21 protein-coding genes and 1 other RNA gene are annotated in these 20285 nt (G+C 34.3%); 6 read left to right on the plus strand and 16 right to left on the minus strand.

What is annotated here, in order from left to right:
• Window positions 1-7 precede the first annotated feature (7 nt).
• The 3 genes from JM658_RS15325 to JM658_RS15335 all read left to right on the plus strand — a co-directional run bounded on the left by JM658_RS15325 (window position 8) and on the right by JM658_RS15335 (window position 1815).
• On the plus strand, window positions 8-1006 hold the full coding sequence (locus tag JM658_RS15325; protein WP_236960278.1) for a DUF6515 family protein: 999 nt from the start codon (window positions 8-10) through the stop codon (window positions 1004-1006).
• A gap of 65 nt (window positions 1007-1071) precedes the next feature.
• Window positions 1072-1398, plus strand: a complete 327-nt coding sequence (locus tag JM658_RS15330; RefSeq protein ID WP_236960280.1) for a DMT family transporter — start codon at window positions 1072-1074, stop codon at window positions 1396-1398.
• Window positions 1399-1440: 42 nt separating this feature from the next.
• A complete protein-coding gene (locus tag JM658_RS15335) occupies window positions 1441-1815 on the plus strand; it encodes a Dabb family protein (protein WP_236960283.1) in 375 nt (124 codons plus the stop codon).
• 81 nt (window positions 1816-1896) lie between these two features.
• On the opposite strand, the gene rimO is transcribed toward JM658_RS15335, so the two are convergent.
• From rimO to recR, 12 genes are all read right to left on the minus strand, one after another.
• On the minus strand, window positions 1897-3201 hold the full coding sequence (gene rimO, locus JM658_RS15340) for a 30S ribosomal protein S12 methylthiotransferase RimO (protein WP_236960285.1): 1305 nt from the start codon (window positions 3199-3201) through the stop codon (window positions 1897-1899).
• 154 nt (window positions 3202-3355) lie between these two features.
• A complete protein-coding gene (locus JM658_RS15345; protein ID WP_236960287.1) occupies window positions 3356-3631 on the minus strand; it encodes a hypothetical protein in 276 nt (91 codons plus the stop codon).
• A 5-nt stretch (window positions 3632-3636) separates the two neighbouring features.
• On the minus strand, window positions 3637-4590 hold the full coding sequence (gene ftsY / locus JM658_RS15350; protein WP_236960290.1) for a signal recognition particle-docking protein FtsY: 954 nt from the start codon (window positions 4588-4590) through the stop codon (window positions 3637-3639).
• Between the two features lie 125 nt (window positions 4591-4715).
• Complete coding sequence (locus tag JM658_RS15355; protein ID WP_236960299.1) at window positions 4716-4868, minus strand: DUF4295 domain-containing protein; 153 nt, start codon at window positions 4866-4868, stop codon at window positions 4716-4718.
• Window positions 4869-4874: 6 nt separating this feature from the next.
• The gene (gene rpmG / locus JM658_RS15360; protein ID WP_236960301.1) at window positions 4875-5057 is read right to left on the minus strand and encodes a 50S ribosomal protein L33; all 183 of its coding nucleotides are present in this window, start codon (window positions 5055-5057) and stop codon (window positions 4875-4877) included.
• 27 nt (window positions 5058-5084) lie between these two features.
• Window positions 5085-5321: a 50S ribosomal protein L28 gene (rpmB, locus tag JM658_RS15365; RefSeq protein WP_236960303.1), complete on the minus strand. Its 237-nt coding sequence runs from the start codon at window positions 5319-5321 to the stop codon at window positions 5085-5087.
• A 77-nt stretch (window positions 5322-5398) separates the two neighbouring features.
• Window positions 5399-6646, minus strand: coding sequence for a competence/damage-inducible protein A (locus JM658_RS15370; protein WP_236960305.1), 1248 nt, complete (start codon window positions 6644-6646; stop codon window positions 5399-5401).
• A gap of 3 nt (window positions 6647-6649) precedes the next feature.
• Window positions 6650-6985, minus strand: coding sequence for an Hpt domain-containing protein (locus JM658_RS15375; protein WP_236960307.1), 336 nt, complete (start codon window positions 6983-6985; stop codon window positions 6650-6652).
• A 47-nt stretch (window positions 6986-7032) separates the two neighbouring features.
• Entirely contained in the window at window positions 7033-7644 is a 612-nt protein-coding gene (locus tag JM658_RS15380) for a fumarylacetoacetate hydrolase family protein (protein WP_236960309.1), read from the minus strand.
• Window positions 7645-7656: 12 nt separating this feature from the next.
• Window positions 7657-8433, minus strand: a complete 777-nt coding sequence (locus JM658_RS15385; protein WP_236960311.1) for a 3'-5' exonuclease — start codon at window positions 8431-8433, stop codon at window positions 7657-7659.
• A gap of 87 nt (window positions 8434-8520) precedes the next feature.
• The gene (locus tag JM658_RS15390; protein WP_236960313.1) at window positions 8521-9882 is read right to left on the minus strand and encodes a dihydrolipoamide acetyltransferase family protein; all 1362 of its coding nucleotides are present in this window, start codon (window positions 9880-9882) and stop codon (window positions 8521-8523) included.
• 100 nt (window positions 9883-9982) lie between these two features.
• A complete protein-coding gene (recR, locus tag JM658_RS15395; RefSeq protein WP_236960315.1) occupies window positions 9983-10603 on the minus strand; it encodes a recombination mediator RecR in 621 nt (206 codons plus the stop codon).
• A gap of 81 nt (window positions 10604-10684) precedes the next feature.
• Between recR and JM658_RS15400 the strand changes: the two genes are divergently transcribed.
• Window positions 10685-12166: a sodium:solute symporter gene (locus JM658_RS15400; RefSeq protein WP_236960316.1), complete on the plus strand. Its 1482-nt coding sequence runs from the start codon at window positions 10685-10687 to the stop codon at window positions 12164-12166.
• Here JM658_RS15400 and JM658_RS15405 read toward each other — a convergent pair.
• Window positions 12150-12509, minus strand: a complete 360-nt coding sequence (locus JM658_RS15405) for a CoA-binding protein (RefSeq protein WP_236960323.1) — start codon at window positions 12507-12509, stop codon at window positions 12150-12152. The two genes, JM658_RS15400 and JM658_RS15405, sit on opposite strands and share 17 nt — an antisense overlap.
• 130 nt (window positions 12510-12639) lie before the next feature.
• Between JM658_RS15405 and JM658_RS15410 the strand changes: the two genes are divergently transcribed.
• Window positions 12640-15108 carry a TonB-dependent receptor domain-containing protein gene (locus tag JM658_RS15410; RefSeq protein ID WP_236960325.1) on the plus strand — a complete coding sequence of 823 codons (2469 nt, stop codon included), beginning with the start codon at window positions 12640-12642 and terminating at the stop codon, window positions 15106-15108.
• 121 nt (window positions 15109-15229) lie between these two features.
• Here JM658_RS15410 and nagB read toward each other — a convergent pair whose 3' ends face one another.
• The 3 genes from nagB to JM658_RS15425 form a co-directional block, all read right to left on the minus strand.
• Complete coding sequence (gene nagB, locus JM658_RS15415) at window positions 15230-17167, minus strand: glucosamine-6-phosphate deaminase (protein WP_236960327.1); 1938 nt, start codon at window positions 17165-17167, stop codon at window positions 15230-15232.
• 149 nt (window positions 17168-17316) lie between these two features.
• Window positions 17317-18324 carry a 3-oxoacyl-ACP synthase III family protein gene (locus tag JM658_RS15420; RefSeq protein WP_236960329.1) on the minus strand — a complete coding sequence of 336 codons (1008 nt, stop codon included), beginning with the start codon at window positions 18322-18324 and terminating at the stop codon, window positions 17317-17319.
• 137 nt (window positions 18325-18461) lie between these two features.
• The gene (locus JM658_RS15425; RefSeq protein ID WP_236960331.1) at window positions 18462-19667 is read right to left on the minus strand and encodes an NAD(P)-dependent oxidoreductase; all 1206 of its coding nucleotides are present in this window, start codon (window positions 19665-19667) and stop codon (window positions 18462-18464) included.
• Window positions 19668-19909: 242 nt separating this feature from the next.
• Between JM658_RS15425 and ssrA the strand changes: the two genes are divergently transcribed.
• Window positions 19910-20285: a transfer-messenger RNA gene (ssrA, locus tag JM658_RS15430) on the plus strand; the annotation flags it as partial.

The following is a 20285-nucleotide window of genomic DNA, read 5'->3' on the forward strand; positions in this document are numbered from 1 at the left end:
ATAACACATGAAAATTCAAATCACACATATAGCAAACTATAGCAAGCTTCTACTTTTTGCTTTTTTATTAATTGTACCGATTACGATGGAAGCGCAAAGGTTTAGCCATGGAGCTAGCCGTTCTAGAGTATCGCGACCTTCCACAGGAAGATCTATAAATGGAGGTTTTCACCAACAGTCTAGCCGACCAAGCTACAGCAGACCTACTACCAGACCATCCACAAGACCGACTACAACGAGGCCGACGACGAGACCAACAACAACAAGACCTAACACATCTTCTCGCCCATCCACAAGGCCAACTACAACGAATAGACCTACAACAACAAATAGGCCTAACAATAATTCTAGACCGAATCATAATGGAAATTTATCAAATTCTAACGTTGTAAACAGACCACATAATAACAATGTAAATATTAATGTAAATCATAATAATAATATTCACATTAATAACCGTCATACTGTAGTTAGACCTAGTCCAAGACCATATCACAGACCACCGTATGTGTATGGAGGTTTTCATTATTATGCATACCACCCATATTACTATCATCCATTTAGACCTTTTTATTGGGGACCTATCTGGCATCCATGGGGGTATTTCGTAGCTTCTTTAGCTACAACTGCGATTATTATTTCAGTTGAAAACCAACAATATCACTACGATCAAGGTAATTACTATGTTGAAGAAAAAGATGGATATACTGTAGTACAGGCTCCCGTTGGAGCAACTATAAAAGTCCTCCCAGACGGATATGAAACCGTAAGCACTGGAGACACTACTAACAATTATTATTACGGTGGTGCTTATTACGAAAAAGATAGCGATGGCTATACTGTAGTTCCTCCTACCGCTGGAACTGTAGTAGAAAATTTACCTGAAGGTGCTGAAGAAGTACGAATTGGTGATCAAACCTATGTAAAATATGGAGAAACTTACTATCAACCTGTAAAAGTAGATGGTAAAGATCAATATGAAGTTGCAGAAGTTAAAGAAGAATAATCTTAATGATTTACTTATTTTTATAGCCTCGTAGTATTAATTACGAGGCTATATCTTTTTATATTATGAACTGGATTCTTTTAATTATAGCCGGACTTTTTGAAGTTGGTTTCGCTACATGTTTAGGCAAAGCAAAACACAGCTCAGGCTCCGAAGCTAACTATTGGTATATCGGATTTATTGTTTGTCTAACGATAAGCATGTTGCTATTAATGAAAGCTACTGAAACACTCCCCATAGGAACAGCATACGCAGTTTGGACAGGAATTGGAGCTGTTGGAACTGTATTGGCTGGTATTTTTCTTTTTAATGAGCCTGTAGATTTTTGGCGTTTATTTTTTATCTCTACTTTGATTATTTCTTTGGTTGGATTAAAATTTGTTTCGCATTAAACTTCCATTTTTGTAACTTCGGATAAAGTAAATCAACCATCTATGAAAATTCAGAAACTACTACTAATACTCATCGCTATTGCGACATTTACAATCACAAGCTGTAACTCATCATCAAATAAAGGAATGATAACACATACGGTATTTTTTAAATTAAAACACCCAAAAGGATCGGAGGCTGAAAAACTATTTATTGAGAAGGCAGTCGCCCTTAAGTCTATTTCGACAGTTAAGAATATGACTAGTGTAAAGGAAATAGGAAAGAAGAATGATTATGAATGGGGACTTACTATGCAATTTAAAAATCAAGAAGATTACGATACTTACAGCAACCATCCAGACCATGTTGCTTTTGTTGAAAATGTTTGGAAAAAGGAGGTAATCGATTTTATGGAAATTGATTATGTAAATAATTAATAAACACTATTTTACCCATAAAAGAAAACCGCTGAATTTTAAAAATTCAGCGGTTTTCTTTTATCATTTATATCAGAGAGATTAACTTACAGGCTTCCCGTATAAATCGAAATCTCCAGCTTCTTCTACTAAAATATCTACATATTCTCCCGTCTTAAGATAATATTTAGAGGCATCTACTAATACTTCATTATCTACATCTGGAGAATCAAATTCTGTACGTCCTACAAAATGATTACCCTCTTTACGATCGATCACACATCGGAATGTTTGTCCCACTTTTTCTTGGTTTAATTCCCATGAAATTTGCGATTGAACATCCATAATTTCTGACGCTCTTTGTTGTTTTACCTCTTCTGGAACATCATCTTCTAAGTTGTAAGCATGCGTATTCTCTTCGTGACTATATGTAAAACACCCTAAACGCTCAAAACGCATTTCTTGAACCCAACTCTTTAATGTTTGAAAATCTTCTTCTGTTTCTCCAGGATACCCAACAATCAAAGTAGTTCTAATAGCCATTTCTGGAACCGCTTCTCTAAAATCTTGTAGCAACTTAGTGGTCTTTTCTTTTGTAGTTCCACGTCGCATAGATTTCAAAATAGGATCCGCGATGTGTTGTAATGGAATATCTATGTAATTACAAACGTTAGGCTCATTTTTCATTACTTCTAAAACATCCATTGGAAAACCAGTTGGAAACGCATAATGTAAACGAATCCATTCAATTCCGTCTACTTTAACAAGCTCTTTCAATAAATCTGCTAAAGCACGCTTTTTATAAATATCTAAACCGTAATATGTTAAGTCTTGAGCTATAAGAACCAACTCTTTAACTCCATTTGCAGCTAAACCTGTCGCTTCTTTTACCAAATCTTCAATTGGAGTACTTTTATGTTTCCCACGCATTAATGGAATGGCACAAAAGCTACATGGTCTATCACATCCTTCAGCAATCTTTAAATATGCATAGTTTTTTGGAGTGGTTGTTAATCGTTCTCCAATCAACTCATGCTTATAATCTGCACCAAGCGCCTTTAATAATCCTGGCAATTCTGTAGTCCCAAAATACTGATCAACATCTGGAATCTCTTTTTCTAAATCTGGCTTGTAACGTTCACTTAAACACCCTGTCACAAATACTTTATCTACATCTCCCTGCTCTTTCTTTTCTAGAAACTCAAGAATTGTATTTACACTTTCTTCCTTTGCATTATTTATAAATCCACAGGTATTTATAACAACGATATTGCCTTCTTCTTCATGAACAACATCTTTTCCTCCAGCCTTAAGTTGTCCCATAAGTACTTCACTATCGTACACATTTTTAGAACACCCTAAGGTAACTACATTAATTTTATTCTTCTTTAATGATTTTGTTCTCATGACAATCTATTTATTATTTCCAGGAAGACCTTATTGTTATAAATCGAATTATAACACTATAAATATCACCCTATAAAATGCTTATTTTGAAACAGTGGGCAAAATTACGACTTGGAAGCGTATAAAACGAAGATTTATAAGATTAAATCTCAACTTACCCTAAAACTTGTTGTAAATATGGAATTAGTGTTGGCTCATAATAGCGAAGTGCAGAAAGTAATACCACGCATATTACTAGAAAATACCAGTTATACTTTTCATTTTTTACGATCCAAAAGCCAATAGCCGCAATAATTCCCAAGGAGATTCCGAGTAACAGATTAGGCCACAACCACATACCTTGAATTATTGCATAGAATTTTACTCCTGCATAAAACAAGCAGTAATAAGCAATTATTTTGGTAACCGTTACAAGGGTTTTATTAGGCATTAATCTTATTTGAAGAATGAATCTACGAATTCATATTTATTAAATACCTGTAGATCTTCGATCCCTTCACCTACACCTATATATTTTACTGGAATTTTAAACTCATCAGAAATACCTATAACAACACCCCCTTTTGCAGTTCCATCTAATTTAGTAACCGCTAGAGAAGTAACTTCAGTAGCTTTAGTAAACTGCTTAGCTTGCTCAAACGCATTCTGACCTGTAGAGCCATCTAAAACTAATAATACTTCATGAGGAGCATCATCCACCACTTTTTGCATTACGCGTTTCACTTTGGTAAGCTCATTCATTAAGTTGATTTTATTATGAAGTCTTCCAGCTGTATCTATTATTACAACATCCGCATCTTGGTTTACGGCAGATTTTAGCGAATCAAAAGCCACAGAAGCGGGATCACTCCCCATTTTTTGCTTTACTATTGGAACATCTACCCTATCAGCCCAAACTTGAAGCTGATCTATTGCTGCTGCTCTAAAAGTATCTGCAGCCCCAAGAACAACCTTTTTCCCTTGCTTTTTAAACTGATATGCTAATTTCCCTATCGTTGTAGTTTTCCCAACACCATTCACTCCAACAACCATTAATACATATGGTTTTTTTCCTGAAGGAATTACAAACTCTTTTTCTTCTCCAGAATTAGTCTCCGAAAGTAATCCTGCTATTTCTTCTCTTAAAATAAGATTAAGCTCATCTGTTCCTAAATACTTATCTTTAGAAACGCGTTCTTCAATACGCTCAATAACTTTAAGCGTAGTATTCACTCCAACATCACTGCTAACAAGAACTTCCTCTAGATTATCTAGCACCTCATCGTCTACTTTAGACTTTCCTGCTACAGCTTTACCTAACTTAGAAAAAAAACTAGATTTAGATTTCTCTAAACCTTTATCTAATGTTTCTTTTTTTTCTGATGAAAATATTTTCTTAAAAAAACTCATTTTACAACGTATACGTTAGTTGACGAATTATAACCAACCATTTGGTTATGAACTCCAAATATATAAAAACAAAAGGCTACTTTCTATATGAAAGTAGCCTTAATATATAATAAGTTGTGAACTTCTTATTTTTCGTTCATCCAGTCACCTACTGATTCTGGAGTCATTACTGCTTCTACGAATGTATAAGCACCAGTTTTTTGAGACTTAACCATTTTTATAGCTTTGGTTAATCTTTTTGAACTTGTCTGTAAGGATGCTACTGTCTTTTTTGCCATGGCTTATTATTTTATTTCTTTGTGAACAGTCATTTTCTTAAGAATAGGATTAAATTTCTTAATCTCTAATCTATCTGGTGTATTCTTTTTATTTTTAGTAGTGATGTAACGTGAAGTTCCTGGCTGCCCAGATCCTTTATGCTCGGTACACTCTAAAATAACCTGTATTCTATTACCTTTCTTTGCCATCTTTATATCGTTTTAACGGAGTATTAATTACTTAATAAATCCTTTTTCTTTAGCTTCTTTTAAAACCGCTGCTATTCCCTTCTTGTTAATATTCTTTAACGCAGATGTAGAAATTTTTAATGTAACCCAACGATCTTCTTCTGGAAGAAAGAAACGTTTCTTGATAAGGTTAGCGTTAAATTTACGCTTGGTTTTATTCATTGCATGAGAAACATTATTTCCCACCATCGCCTTCTTTCCGGTAAGTTCACAAACTCTTGACATTCTTCTAAAACTTTATTGTTATTTAAAAACAGGGTGCAAATTAACGAATTTTACACTTTACATACAAGTAAATTATGCTATTTTTCTAAAATTTCTTTCCATAACATCTCCAATGCCTTGTTACTGGCTTTGTTTATCACTCTTTCACGATGATTACCAAAGTTAAATTCTTCAGAAATAACACCTTTAGGAGTACCTATTGCAATAAAAACTGTACCAACATCAGCATCAGAATCACCTTTTTTAGGCCCAGCATTACCTGTTGTGGCAATTGTATAGTGAGCTTTAAACACTTTTTGTGCAGCTTGCGCCATCGCTTCTGCAACTTGCTTACTAACAACAGAATGCTTACTTATAAGCTGCTCATCAACACCTAAAACATCAATTTTAGCTTGTGTAGCGTAACTCACTACACTCCCATTAAAATATCTAGACGCTCCAGGTATAGAGGTTAACATTTCTGCAATTTTACCTCCAGTACAACTTTCAGCAACTGCTAAAGTTGCTCCCATTTCGGCCAATAAATTACCAATAACAACTTCAAAAGAACCCTCTTCCTCCGCACTAAAAAAGATATCGCTAATAAGCGGTTTAAGCTTCTCTATTTGCTCTTCTACGATCGAATCAAGGATATCTTTGTCAGTTCCTTTTGCTGTTAACCTGAGCCTTACTTTGCCTACATTTGGCAAATAAGCCAGTTTCACAAATGACGGTAAGCTGTCTTCCCAAGATTCTATTCGCTCCGCTAAAGCACTCTCACCTAATCCATAGGTAATAATGGTTTTATGCAAGATATAAGGGCGCTTATACTTATTTTGTATTCTTGGAATTACCTCTTCTTGAATCAATCCTTTCATCTCAAAAGGGACTCCTGGAAGCGATATAAAAGTTTTATCTCCTTTTTCTAACCACATTCCTGGGGCTGTACCAAATTGATTATGTAATACCGTTGATCTAGAGGGAACTAAAGCTTGCTTTTTATTTAAATCTGAAATTGGTCTTGCAAAATACTTTTTAAACAATTGCTCCACATGCGCTAAAACAGAAGCATCTTCAACTAGCTCATCTTGAAAATACTCACAAATAGTATGCTTTGTAATATCATCTTTTGTAGGTCCTAAACCTCCAGTAATTATAACAATATCAGCTCTCTCTTCGGCCTCTTTAAAAGCTTGAAGAATATGCTCCCTTTCATCCTGAACAGATGAAATCTGATAAACAGAAACACCTATAAGATTTAATTGTTTTGCTATAAAAGCGGAATTAGTATCTACAATCTGACCGATGAGAATCTCATCTCCAATAGTAATTATTTCTGCAAACATGTATTAATTTAAATATGCCTTGAAAGCTTCAAATACATTATGAAGTTCCACATCTACTTTAGCCACAAGGTCTTCAATTACTTCTATATTTTTGTCACCACGAGCATGTCCTTCAACAATAAGTAGATTTTCTTTTACAAGATCTGCACCAAGTAAATCTGCATTAGGTTTAATTTTGTGAGCATATTGATAAATATGGTCAAATTCTTTATTGCTAACCGCTTTTTTAAGATTTTCTAGGTCTTGGGGGGTTTCCAACAAAAAAGTCTCTATCACAGAAGCGTTAAATTCTTTATCGCCACCAGATAGTTCATTCAATTTGTCTAGGTTGTATTTCATTTGGTCTAATATTACTTTAGAGGTTGTATTTGGGTTTTGTAATTAATCTATTTCACTTTTAAAGAAAACATTTTTTCTTCATTTATAAATCCTTCTAAATAGTCTTCAGAGCTAACTTTACCCACTCCTGCAGGTGTTCCTGTAAAAATAACATCTCCAGTCTTTAAGGTAAAATAAGTTGAAATATACGAAATTAACTCATCTACTTTCCACAACATTAACGAAGTGTTTGCTTTTTGCACAAACGCATCGTTTTTCTTTAAACTAAAATCAATGTTATTAATATCTCCCAATTCAGATTTTGGGATCCATTTTCCAATTACAGCTGCTCCATCAAAGCCTTTTGCCTTTTCCCAAGGCAACCCCTTTTCTTTAAGTTTACTTTGTAAATCTCTAGCTGTAAAATCGATTCCTAATCCTATTTCGTTATAATATTTATGAGCAAACTTGGTATCTATAGACTTCCCTACTTTCCCTATCTTAACGAGTAATTCTACTTCATAATGAACATCATTAGAAAATTCAGGAATATAGAAGTCATGCTGATTTTTAAGAACTGCACTATCCGGTTTTATAAAAATTACTGGATCTGTAGGTTTTTCGTTTTGTAGTTCCTTAATATGCTCGGTATAATTTCTACCAATACAAATAATCTTCATTTTAAGGAGGTATTAATTCAGTTTATTATTTAGCTTTCTAAGTTTTATTGCCGTTAGAACCTTCTTGGTATACAAAGGAAAATCTGCATTTAACAGCCACCCGAAATAACCAGGCTCTTGCTCCATTACATCTTCAACTCGTTTCCCCTTATGCTTTCCAAAAGAAAACGCTTCTTCCCCATCTTCATTATAAATAATAAATCCTGCGAAATCTGCAGTGTGTTTTCTTGTTGTAAATTCGCTTAAAGACTTCATGTTATTCTCCAATTCTTCATAACGATCTAACTGCGATTTTAAAACCTCATACGTAGCATTTGTATCTGCTTCTGCGGTATGTGCATCTTCTAAACTCTTTCCGCAGTAAAATTTATAGGCAGCAGAAAGCGTACGTTGTTCCATCTTATGAAAAATTGTCTGAACATCTACTGAAACACGACTCCCCATATCAAAATCTATTCCTGAACGAAGTAGCTCCTCTGCTAAAACAGGAATATCAAATCTATTGGAATTATACCCTGCCAAATCACTATCCTTAATCATATTATAAATAGTCTTAGAAAGCTCTTTGAAAGTAGGCTCATTAGCAACTTTTTCATCGGTAACACCATGAATAGCTGATGACGAAGGCGGAATTGGCATCTCTGGATTTACCAACCAAGTTCTACTTTCTTTATTTCCGTTAGGGTATACTTTTAATATTGATATTTCTACTACTCTGTCTTTTGCTACATCGATTCCAGTGGTTTCGAGGTCAAAAAAACAGATAGGCTTTGATAAGTTTAATTCCATGATTATATTTTGAAATTATAAAATTAGGGATTGAAAAAATAAAACCCTGAGTTTTCAGGGTTTTTATTTTTTGAAAAGTATATTTATTTAAATTTCTTTATCACCATCCCAAGCTTCTAGATACTCAGCAACTCTTTGTATAAATTGCCCTCCTAAAGCTCCATTTACTACACGATGGTCGTAACTATGAGATAAAAACATTTTATGTCTAATTCCTATAAAGTCCCCTTCTGGAGTTTCTATAACCGCAGGTACTTTTCTTATAGCTCCTAATGCCAAAATTGCTACTTGAGGTTGGTTAATTATCGGCGTTCCAATAACACTTCCAAAAGTACCAACATTTGTTACAGTATAAGTTCCCCCTTGAATGTCATCTGGCTTCAACTTATTTTGACGAGCGCGTCCAGCTAAGTCGTTTACACGTTTTGCCATCCCCACAAGATTTAACTGATCTGCATTTTTAATTACCGGAACAATTAAGTTTCCATCCGGTAAAGCAGCAGCCATTCCTAAGTTAATATTTTTCTTCTTGATGATTTTATCTCCATCAACAGAAATATTAATCATAGGAAAATCTTTAATCGTCTTAGCGATAACCTGCATAAAGATTGGAGTAAATGTTAATTTCTCTCCTTCTCTCTTTTGAAATTCGTTTTTAACTCGATTTCTCCAGTTCCAAATATTTGTAACGTCTACTTCTATAAAACTCTGTACATGAGCAGATGTTTGAACGCTCTGCACCATATGATGAGAAATCAATTTCCCCATTCTGGACATTTCGATAATCTCGTCTTGTCCATTTACAGAAACTGGCGCTGCTTGAGTAGCCTGCGCTATTGGCTGTTGCTGAACAGGTTTTTCTGAAGTAATATCTTGTTTTGAAGCAGCTTGAGTTTCTGGAGCAGCTTGCTGCTTAGAACCTCTATTCTCAATATAATTTAATATATCATCTTTGGTAACGCGATTGTCTTTCCCACTTCCTTGAATTGTTTCAAGCTCTTCAAGCGATATATTCTCTTCTTTAGCGATATTTTTAACCAAAGGAGAGTAAAATCTTTCAGAATCTGAAAAATCTGCAACAGGAGCAGCTACTGTTTCTTTTACTGCTGAAATATTATCTTCTAGTTCTTCTACTGAAGCTTCATCTACTTCTTCAACCTCTTCGTCAGAACTCTCATCCGTTTCTTCAGAAGCTCCTTCTGCATCGCCCTCTGTTTCAATTATAGCTAGTACAGCTCCAACTTTCGCAACATCATCAACCTCAAAAAACTTTTCTACCAAAACCCCATCTACTTCGCTTGGAACTTCAGAATCTACTTTATCGGTTGCAATTTCTAATACTGCCTCATCTGCTTCTATAGTATCTCCGATTTCTTTCAACCATGAAGTTACTGTTGCTTCTGCGACACTTTCACCCATCTGGGGAAGTTTTAATTCAATTCTTGCCATATCAATAATTTGTAGCTATTTTAAGATGCCTATTTTGCGAAAATAATAAAAAATAAGCGTTTTTGTTATTAAATTTTCTTTCAAATTTCACAAACAACTGTTAATCACTCTTTAAAGAGTTTTCAAAAGGGATTCTGTGTAAGATACTTCTTCCCAATGTAACCTCGTCTGCGTATTCCAATTCATCCCCAACAGAAATCCCTCTCGCAATAGTAGAAGTAACTACTTTATAATTTTCTAATTGCTTAAAGATATAAAAATTGGTTGTATCCCCCTCCATCGTAGAGCTTAAAGCAAAAATTATTTCATTTACTTTATCCTCTTTTACTTTCTCGACTAAGGTTGCTATATTAAGATCTAAAGGACCAATACCGTCCATTGGAGAGATCTTTCCTCCCAAAACATGGTATATTCCCCTATATTGTCCAGTGTTTTCTATTGCCATAACATCGCGAATATCTTCCACTACGCAAATTAATGTTTGCTCACGCTTAGGGTTTGCACATATTTCACATAGTTCAAAATCAGAAATATTATGACAGCTTTTACAAAACTTAACTTCACTTCTTAAATTTTGTAATGCTTTAGATAGATTTGTAGTCTGACTTTCTTGTTGTCGCAATAAATGCAAAACTAAACGTAACGCCGTACGCTTTCCTATGCCTGGAAGTTGAGAAACCTCATAGACTGCATTTTCTAATAATTTAGATGAAAACTCCATTATTGCGAAATTACAATTTTAAGCATCAAAAATAAATTTTATAACATAGTTTTGTAAATTCATTTTCTGAAATAACATTACATGAAACCAATATACATCCTATTAATCATTGCAGCTTACTTCGGTATTCTAATATTAATATCTTTTCTTACGAGTAAAGACGGAGAAAGTAACGATAATTTCTTTAAGGCCAATAGGCAATCACCATGGTATATTGTTGCTTTCGGAATGATTGGCGCCTCGCTAAGTGGGGTTACTTTTATTTCTGTACCTGGTTGGGTAGAAGAATCGAAATTTGGATATATGCAGGTTGTTTTCGGATATATTCTTGGATATCTAATCATCGGAACCGTACTATTACCTCTCTATTACAAACTCAATCTTACTTCTATATACACCTACTTAGAAAAAAGATTTGGAAAAAATAGCTATAAAACTGGTGCTTCATTTTTTCTTCTATCAAGAATTGTAGGCGCTAGTTTCAGATTATTTCTAGTAGCAAATGTATTACAGGTTATTATTTTTAATGAAATGGGAGTTCCTTTTTGGGCTACCGTTACCTTAACTATTCTTTTAATTTGGCTATATACTTTTAAAAGCGGTATTAAAACTATTGTTTGGACGGATACACTACAAACGCTATTTATGCTTATCGCATTAGGAGTAGCCATTGTTACAGTATACAATGATTTAAATATTACTGGGGAAAATATGATCGATTATATTTCCTCGAGTGAGCTTTCTAAAATGTTCTTTTTTGACGATTTTAAAAATGCTAACTATTTCTGGAAGCAGTTTATTTCTGGTGCTTTTATCTCTGTTGTAATGACAGGATTAGACCAAGATATGATGCAAAAAAATCTGACATGCAGGTCTTTAAAAGATGCTCAAAAAAATATGTTTTGGTTTACAATTGTTCTTACTATTGTAAATTTTATATTTCTATGTTTAGGTCTTTTAATGACTGTTTATGCTCAGCAATATGGAATCGACGCTCATAAAGATGATTTATTTGCCGTTTTAGCTAAAGACTATCTTGGGATGGGAGTATTTATATTTTTCTTAATCGGGTTGATAGCTGCGGCATATAGTAGCGCAGATAGCGCATTAACCTCACTAACAACTTCTTTTAGTGTTGATATTTTAAATATTGAAAAGAAATATTCTCAGGAAAAACAGATTAGTATCAGGAAGAAAATTCACGTTTTATTCTCTTTATTACTGATCCTTGTTATTATAGCTTTTAAGTATATCATAAAAGACGAAAGTGTAATTGCAAAACTCTTTGTCTTTACAGGCTATACTTACGGTCCTCTTTTAGGCCTTTATAGTTTTGGGTTATTTACTAAACTAAAGGCCAATGATAAATGGGTTCCTGTTGTTGCTATTTTGTCTCCTTTTCTAGCTTATTTTATAAGTTACGTGAGTAAAACTTATTACGAATTTGACTTCGGATTTTTCGTGTTGATTCTAAACGGGGCACTCACATTTATTGGTCTTCTTCTTATTTCCAGAAAGCCAACAATCAAAGAAAAAGAGGTTATGTTTAATACTGCCCAGTAGAAAGTAAAACTAACGTACAAGCCACTTCTGCTTCTATATTTTTATCACGTAATTGTGCATAAAAATATGGGTTTTCCGTCCCTGGATTAAAAATAACACGCTTCGGATTTAAACCTAAAATATAGTCATAATATGGCTCTTGATTTTTAGGGTTCAAATACAAGGTTACAGTATCTACATCTTTATATTTTAAAAGCTCTGTATCTATTTTTATCCCTGCAACTTCGCCTGTTCTGAGTCCAAAAGCCACTACTTCTTCTCCAGCAGAAACTAATCTATTTATAGCTATGTTACTATATCTCGAAGGCTTTAATGATGCCCCCATTACTAATGCTTTTCCCATTTGTTAAACTATGTTAAAAAATTATACTAATTGTAACAGTTCCTAAAACTAGTCGTCAAGTTATATAACAACCTTAATCAAAATAAGCAAAAATCATCAATCAAACAATCAAACAATCAAAATCTAACCAATGAAAAATTTCATCCTTTTATGTATGGTTACCATAACAGCCATTACACACGCACAGAACAGTGCCCCACAAACAAATTTCGCTAAACTTGGTACTATTAAAGGTACTGTAATCGATAAGTCACTACAACAACCAATTCCTTACGCTACTGTTGCCATTAAAAAAGATGGCACTGCTGTTACTGGCGGGATTACAAATGACGATGGTACTTTTGAACTGACTAATATTGAAGATGGATCTTATGTCTTTGAAGTACAATTTATAGGTTACAATTCTTTCAGTAAAGCAATAACAATTTCAAAAGAAAATAGAAATGTATCATTAGGAACAATAACTCTTGAAGAGAATGTTACAGAGCTCGAAGGTGTGGATGTTGTTGCTGAACGCTCTACCATCGAACAAAAAATAGATCGAAAAGTTATAAATGTCGGAAAAGACCTTACCACACAAGGGGCAACAGCAAGCGACATTATGAATAACATCCCCTCTTTAAATGTAGATCAACAAACGGGAGACCTTTCTATGCGAGGGAATTCTAATGTGCGTGTTATGGTCGATGGAAAATTATCTAACGTACCTGTAGCACAACTTTTAAAGCAGATCCCATCAACATCAATCAAAAAAATTGAATTAATAACCAATCCTTCAGCAAAATACAATCCTGAAGGGATGAGCGGACTTATAAATATTGTACTTTATAAAGATGCCAATATTGGGTTTAACGGAAATCTAAATCTAGGATTATCTTATGAAGAGGAAGCCAAGTTTAACAGTTCTATCGATTTAAACTACCGAAGAGGAAAGTTTAATTTCTATGGTAACTACGGAAATAATGTCGGAAAATACGTTAATGGAGGTAGAATTGAACGTTTTGATGATGAATCTACAGTAAATTTTAATGAGAATCAGATTCAAGATTTTAGCTTTTTCAATAATAATAAATCACATTTATATAAATTAGGAGTTGACTTTTTCTTAAATGATAAAAATACAATCTCAGTTTTCACGAATCAGAATATATATGATGGAAAAGGGAATGGCGATACTCGAATTACCAATGTAGACCCTACTGTTGACGATAACCGACAAATATTCAACAATGAAAATTCTAATCAAAACGAGCAATATAATTTCGACTACAAAAGAGATTTTGATAAAGAAGGTCATAATATAGAATTAGAAGTAGATTACAGTAATTTCACTAATGAAGAAGATGCATATTTTGACTATTTAGGAACTTCAAGTCAACCTAATTACCAAGATTTTGTAGATACTAGAAGACAGCAGACTATTGCAAATTTAGATTATGTAAATCCGTTTTCTGAAAAATCCAAATTGGAACTTGGACTTGAAGCAAGAAACTTTGAAACAAATGTAGATTATGCTTCCACAGGATATAGTTTTAATAATGGTGGAGAACTCGTTCCTACTCCAGGAACAGAATTTATTTACGGAATGGACATCTATTCTGCATATGCAACTTTTGGTCAGAACTTTGAAAAATGGAGCTACCAAGTAGGAGCTCGATATGAAGATGTAACCGTCAAAGCAGACACAAATAGTGTTCGTAGTTTTACAGATGATTATTCGCAACTATACCCGTCTGCATATGTTACGTATTCTCCTTCAGAAAAAAATCAGTTTCAGGTAAGTTTCAGCAGAAGAGTTGACAGACCAGGTTTAAGCCAGGTAAACCCTATTAGAGAATGGAGCACCCCACTTATATCATCTTATGGAAATGAAAGCTTAAAACCACAGTTTACAAATTCTTTTGAGACAAATTACACCCGCAGATTAGAACACGGTAGCATCACTTTTGGAGTTTACTACAGAGCAATTAAAGATGAAATTAACCGAACAGTTTATGTTGACAGATTAGATTTAACAAAGCAGATACTTACTTACGGGAATTTTGATGACACGGAAGCCTTTGGTTTTGAAATATCTGCTAATTACAAGCCTTTAGAATGGTGGAGTATAAATGGGAGTTTCGACTTGTATTCACAAACGCAACGTGGATTATCAGAACGTCTTAATTCTACAGAAGATCCAACGGTAGATGATATTATTGAAGAAAATATAGAAGTAGAAAATGTAGCTTATAATGCTCGTTTAAATAACAACTTTACAATCACAAAGAAGCTATCATTATCCCTTTTTGGATTCTATAGAGGAGAAAACAAAGGAATTCAGATGAATGCTAAACCTATGTATTTTGTAAATACAGGAGCCAGATATAGTTTTGCTGATGGAAAAGGAACTTTCAGTTTAAACTTTAATGATATTTTTAACACCATGCAATTTCAGTTTGATGGCGATTTACCTTACCGACAAGAAGGAGCTTTTAATTGGGAAAGTAGAACTGTTTTTGCAGGATTATCATACCGATTTGGCGGTGGAAAAAACAGAAAAGTACAACGTAAAAATAGAGATAACAACACCAAACAAGATAGCGGCGGTATATTGTAAGAAATTAGTAACACAGCATAAATATATGGTTTATGGTTAGTCGTTCTATGCCTGTTATTAATAAAAAGCCCGAAAGTAAATACTTTCGGGCTTTAGTTTTTTATACATTTTGTTTGTAATCTTAATAATCAAACCTTTTAAATGCTTCCATTGCGGCATAATCAGAAAGTCCAAGGTTTCTATAATGAGCAGCTGTTTTCTTATTTCTATCTTCAGCACGAACCCAAAATTCACGAAGGTCTTCTCCTTGAAATAATACACCATCTTTTTGTGTCTGATGGAAGAAAATAGCTTTTCTTTTTCTCAACACTTGATCTGGACTCATAGGAACAGCCATATCTATCTCATGGATCTCCCATTCGTGCCAAGCTCCTCTATATAACCATAACCAGCAATCTGCCATATAAGGCTCTGGTTTTAATTCTGCCATCGCTTTAAAAACAGCATCCAAACACACTTTATGTGTTCCGTGTGGATCAGCCAAATCTCCAGCCGCATATACCTGATGTGGCTTTACGTCAGCAATTAAATTTTTAACAATATCTATATCTTCTTTTCCAAGCGGACTCTTTTTAACAGCTCCAGTTTCATAGAACGGAAGGTTTAAGAAATGTACCTGCTCATCTGGAACATCAAAATAACGAGTTGCAGCAATCGATTCTCTTTTTCTTATAAGTCCCTTTAATTCTCGAACTGATAATGGATCAATTTCATTCTCTTTTTTCTCATTAATTCCAGAAATAGTTTCCTTCAACTTCTCTAATTCACTCCCTTCAGGAAGGAAATCCATTGCTACTTCAGCAAATTTTAAAGCATCAGCATTAGAAACAGCAATATTTCCAGAAGTTTGATAAGCTATATGTACTTCATGTCCTTGCTGCACCAATCTATCAAAAGTACCTCCCATAGAAATAACATCATCGTCTGGATGCGGACTAAATATAATAACACGCTTTTTAGCTGGAGATTTACGCTCTGGTCTATTCGTATCATCAGCATTAGGTTTTCCTCCAGGCCAACCTGTAATAGTATGCTGCAACTGATTAAACATTTCTATATTTAACTCATAAGAAGATCCTTTTTCAGCCAATAAAGAAGCCAATCCATTCTCATTAAAATCTTTATCTGTTAATCGTAAAATAGATTTTTCTACCTTATCACAAAGCCAAACAACTGCACGTTTTATCATTGGTTCGGTCCACTCTACAGCATCTACCAACCAAGGTGATTCTACGCGAGTTAAAAGAGAAGCAGCCTCTTCATCCAAAACAAAAGTCGTATTTGGATGGTCTTGAAGATAGGTTGCCGGTATCTGTGCCGACTCTTCACCTTCTATGGTACGCTTTACAATTTCAGCCTTTTTATGTCCCCAAGCCAATAAAACAATACGTTTCGCATTATTTACTGTTCCAACACCCATTGTAATGGCTTTCTTAGGCACATTTTCTATTCCAAGGAACGAACTAGCAGCATCTTCTCGAGTTAATTGATCTAGCGTGATACTTCTTGTTACAGAGTTAAAGTGAGAACCAGGCTCATTAAAACCAATATGTCCAGTTCTACCAATTCCTAGTAATTGAAAATCTAAACCTCCATGGGATGCAATTTTCTCCTCATAAGCTGCACAATAATCATTAACCTCATCTTGAGAAATAGTTCCATCTGGAATATGAATTTGATCTTTTGGAATATCAATATGATCAAATAAGTTTTCATGCATAAAATAATGGTAACTATGAATACTCTCCGGATTCATCGGGAAATATTCATCCAAATTAAAAGTAACCACATTTTTAAAACTCAGTCCCTCCTCCTTATGCATCATAATTAATTCTTCATATACACGGATTGGAGAAGAACCTGTAGCAAGTCCTAAAACACACTTTTCTCCTTTACTATCCTTTGTTCGAATAAGGTCTGCAATCTCTTTGGCAACGAGATAGGACGCTTTAGAAGACTTTTTAAAAATCACATTATGAATCTTTTCAAATCTACTATGTTCATAGGTTCCTACCTTTACATGTTTAACACTTTTTACTTCCTCGGAGTTTGTTTTCATTTCTACTAAATCGTTTTACGTTCAAAAAAAAGCGAATTATAAATATAGTAAATTCTTTACTATTTGTATGTAACTAAATTGTTATAAAAATAAAAAAGCAGCATCTCTAAAGATACTGCTTTGATTCGCATTATTTTATTACTAAAAAGTTACCACTTTATAATGGCACTTCCCCATGTAAATCCACTTCCAAATGCAGCTAATACAACGGTATCTCCTTCTTTTATTTTTCCTTGTTCCCATGCTTCTGTTAATGCAATAGGAATAGAAGCGGCTGTTGTATTACCATACTTCATTATATTATTATATACTTGATCGTCACTTAGCTTAAATTTCTGTTGAATAAACTGTGAAATTCTCAAGTTTGCCTGATGTGGCACTAACATATCTATATCTGCAGGCGTCAAATTATTAGCTTGTAAGCCTTCATTTATAACTTCACTAAAACGTACAACTGCATTTTTAAATACAAATTGCCCGTTCATATGTGGTAAATATGAAGTGTCTTCACTATCATTATCTTCTAAAATATCTGTTACCCATCGTTTTCCCATCCCTGGGGCTATTAATGCCAACTCTTCAGCATGCTCTCCTTCTGAATGTAAGTGAGTAGATAAAATACCTTTAGAATTATCTTCTTCTCTACTTAAAACTGCTGCTCCAGCTCCATCTCCAAAAATAACCGAAACGCTTCTTCCACGAGTAGTCATATCCAATCCTGTAGAATGAACTTCTGAACCAATAACAAGAATATTTTTATACATTCCTGTTTTTATAAATTGATCGGCAACAGAAATAGCATATATAAAACCAGAACACTGATTTCTAACATCTAGCGCTCCAACAGTTTTCATTCCTAAATCTCTTTGCACCAATACTCCTGGTCCAGGGAAATAATAATCTGGACTTAAAGTTGCAAAAACAATAAAATCGATATCATCTTTATCTAAACCAGAGCGCTCAATAGCAATTTTAGCAGCTTTAACACCCATAGAAGTGGTTGTATCTTCTCCTCTCACTACATGACGACGTTCTTTTATCCCTGTGCGCTCTTGAATCCAAGCATCATTAGTATCCATTACTTTAGACAAATCGTCGTTGGTAACTACATTCTCTGGGACATAATATCCTAAACCTGTTATTTTTGAATTATACATTAGCAAGCTTTTTTTTGAAAAAAATAAAATAATCGTAATTAGCTACGATTTTATTAAAAATTAGCGTCGCAAGTTACGTAATATTACTAACTCTTTAAAAAAGTGAACACTAAAAGATACTTAAAATTAATAACCCACTATTCCTTTTCCTCTATATAATCTTGAAGATAACTATATCGCTCTGTAAGTTTTCCACTAGAAGTCATCCTCGCTCGGTATAAAATTCCGTCTTTATCATTATTAAAAAATGCAGGAATCACATGTGCAATAAAGCTCTCCCCAAATCCAGCACTAGCATCGGCAGGAATTTCACAAGGGAGATTATCTACTGCCATTACTGCAATTGCATCTTTTTCTTTAAAATCTGTTTCCAGTTCCGACTTAGGGTTATAACCATAAATAGGTTCTGCAATTGTTGATGGTCGGATTGTTGTAGCTACAGGACCATTAATATCACAACTTATATCTGCCACTACTTTTATTTTAAATTCAGGTTTCCTAGCATCCGATCTCGTAAAAAGATACGGTGCTCCATCTCCATAAAAGTGCCCTGCTATATAGAAATCGGTTACTTGTGCAAATCTCATGAAATTAGACTCGTATTCTGATGGATTATTATAGAAATTTGAGATTTCAGAAAAAGCACCATCTTTACGTTTGTTATAATCTAAAACATCGATTTGGCAATATACAGCCTCTTCAAATTCATTATCTAAATATTCATCAACAGAAACTTCTTTAATTCCCATGCCATCCAAAATCTCCTTAGCGCCATTCCCTACTCTTCCTGTTCCAGTAAGTAATATTTTTATCTTCGGAAGCGTAACATTAGATACTGTTTTTAATAGTGCTTTTATACTGGGTAAAGTTTCTGCCTTTGGAATGCTGAACAAATCGTATTTAAGTCCGTAAGTTCTAATACCATTATAAGCTCCTACAATACCTGCATAGCGACCAAAAGCAACTAGACGCTGCCCCTCAGAATTTGTAATTACCTCATGATCGTATAACTCGATGTTTTTTTCTAATACGGCTTGTAATAATCCTCTATTATAGGATTGCTTTTTTATGGTATGTGAAAAGAAAAAGTATTTTTTATTTGGAATTAGTTCTTCTATAGGAACTTCCTTAACTCCCAATAAAACATCACATTGCTCCATATCTTCTGAAACATGAAACCCTAATTTCTGATATTCTTCATCTTTAAAGGTTCTTATTTCTGAAGGCTCTACAATTATTTCTGCATCTGGAAATGCACGCTTGACAGCTTGGCAGGCTTCTGGTGAGAGCACAACTCTTCTATCTGGCGGAGTTTTACGTTCTTTGATGATTCCGAATTTCATATATGAATTTGGTATAAAATTTGTTCTAAAAATACGTGGATATATGTAAATGTACAAGATTCCTATAGATTAATAGAAATTGTATTACATTTGCATCCCGCATTAGGGATAGTAGCGGCATCCTTTTTAAAAATTAATCCTGAGCTTGCCGAAGGAATAGTTTTTAAAAAGATACAGCGAATAGCCCGCCCTGAGTTTTTTTACGAGGGAAATGCACAAACAAAAGTTCTTTGAATACACATGGGGTCGACTGGTTTTGACAGCGAGTCTAATGAAAGTGTAAGCATGCAGAGCGCTGGGATATAGCTCTGAAATCTCATATTTCACATTTTTTCAAATGGCGAGAATAACTACGCTCTTGCTGCCTAATCTGAATTTATAGTAAGATTTTGGCCACGTTCCCGCAAGGCGGGAAGGCGAGATGTCTCTGGGTAGCCCTTGTTGATGGCGACCCGTATTGAGACACCATAAAAGTCAACATAGAAATGGTGTAGCTTCGGCACTATTTTAAAACTTAAGAAGCTAAGCGCGTAGTGGGCGGTTTTCGGTCAGCTGCGTGTCGACAATCGAACGAAAACTAAGCATGTAGAAAGCATTTTGATTGCTTGTTTGGACGGG

The organism is Joostella atrarenae, from assembly GCF_021764745.1.
GTDB classification, from domain to species: Bacteria; Bacteroidota; Bacteroidia; order Flavobacteriales; family Flavobacteriaceae; genus Galbibacter; species Galbibacter atrarenae.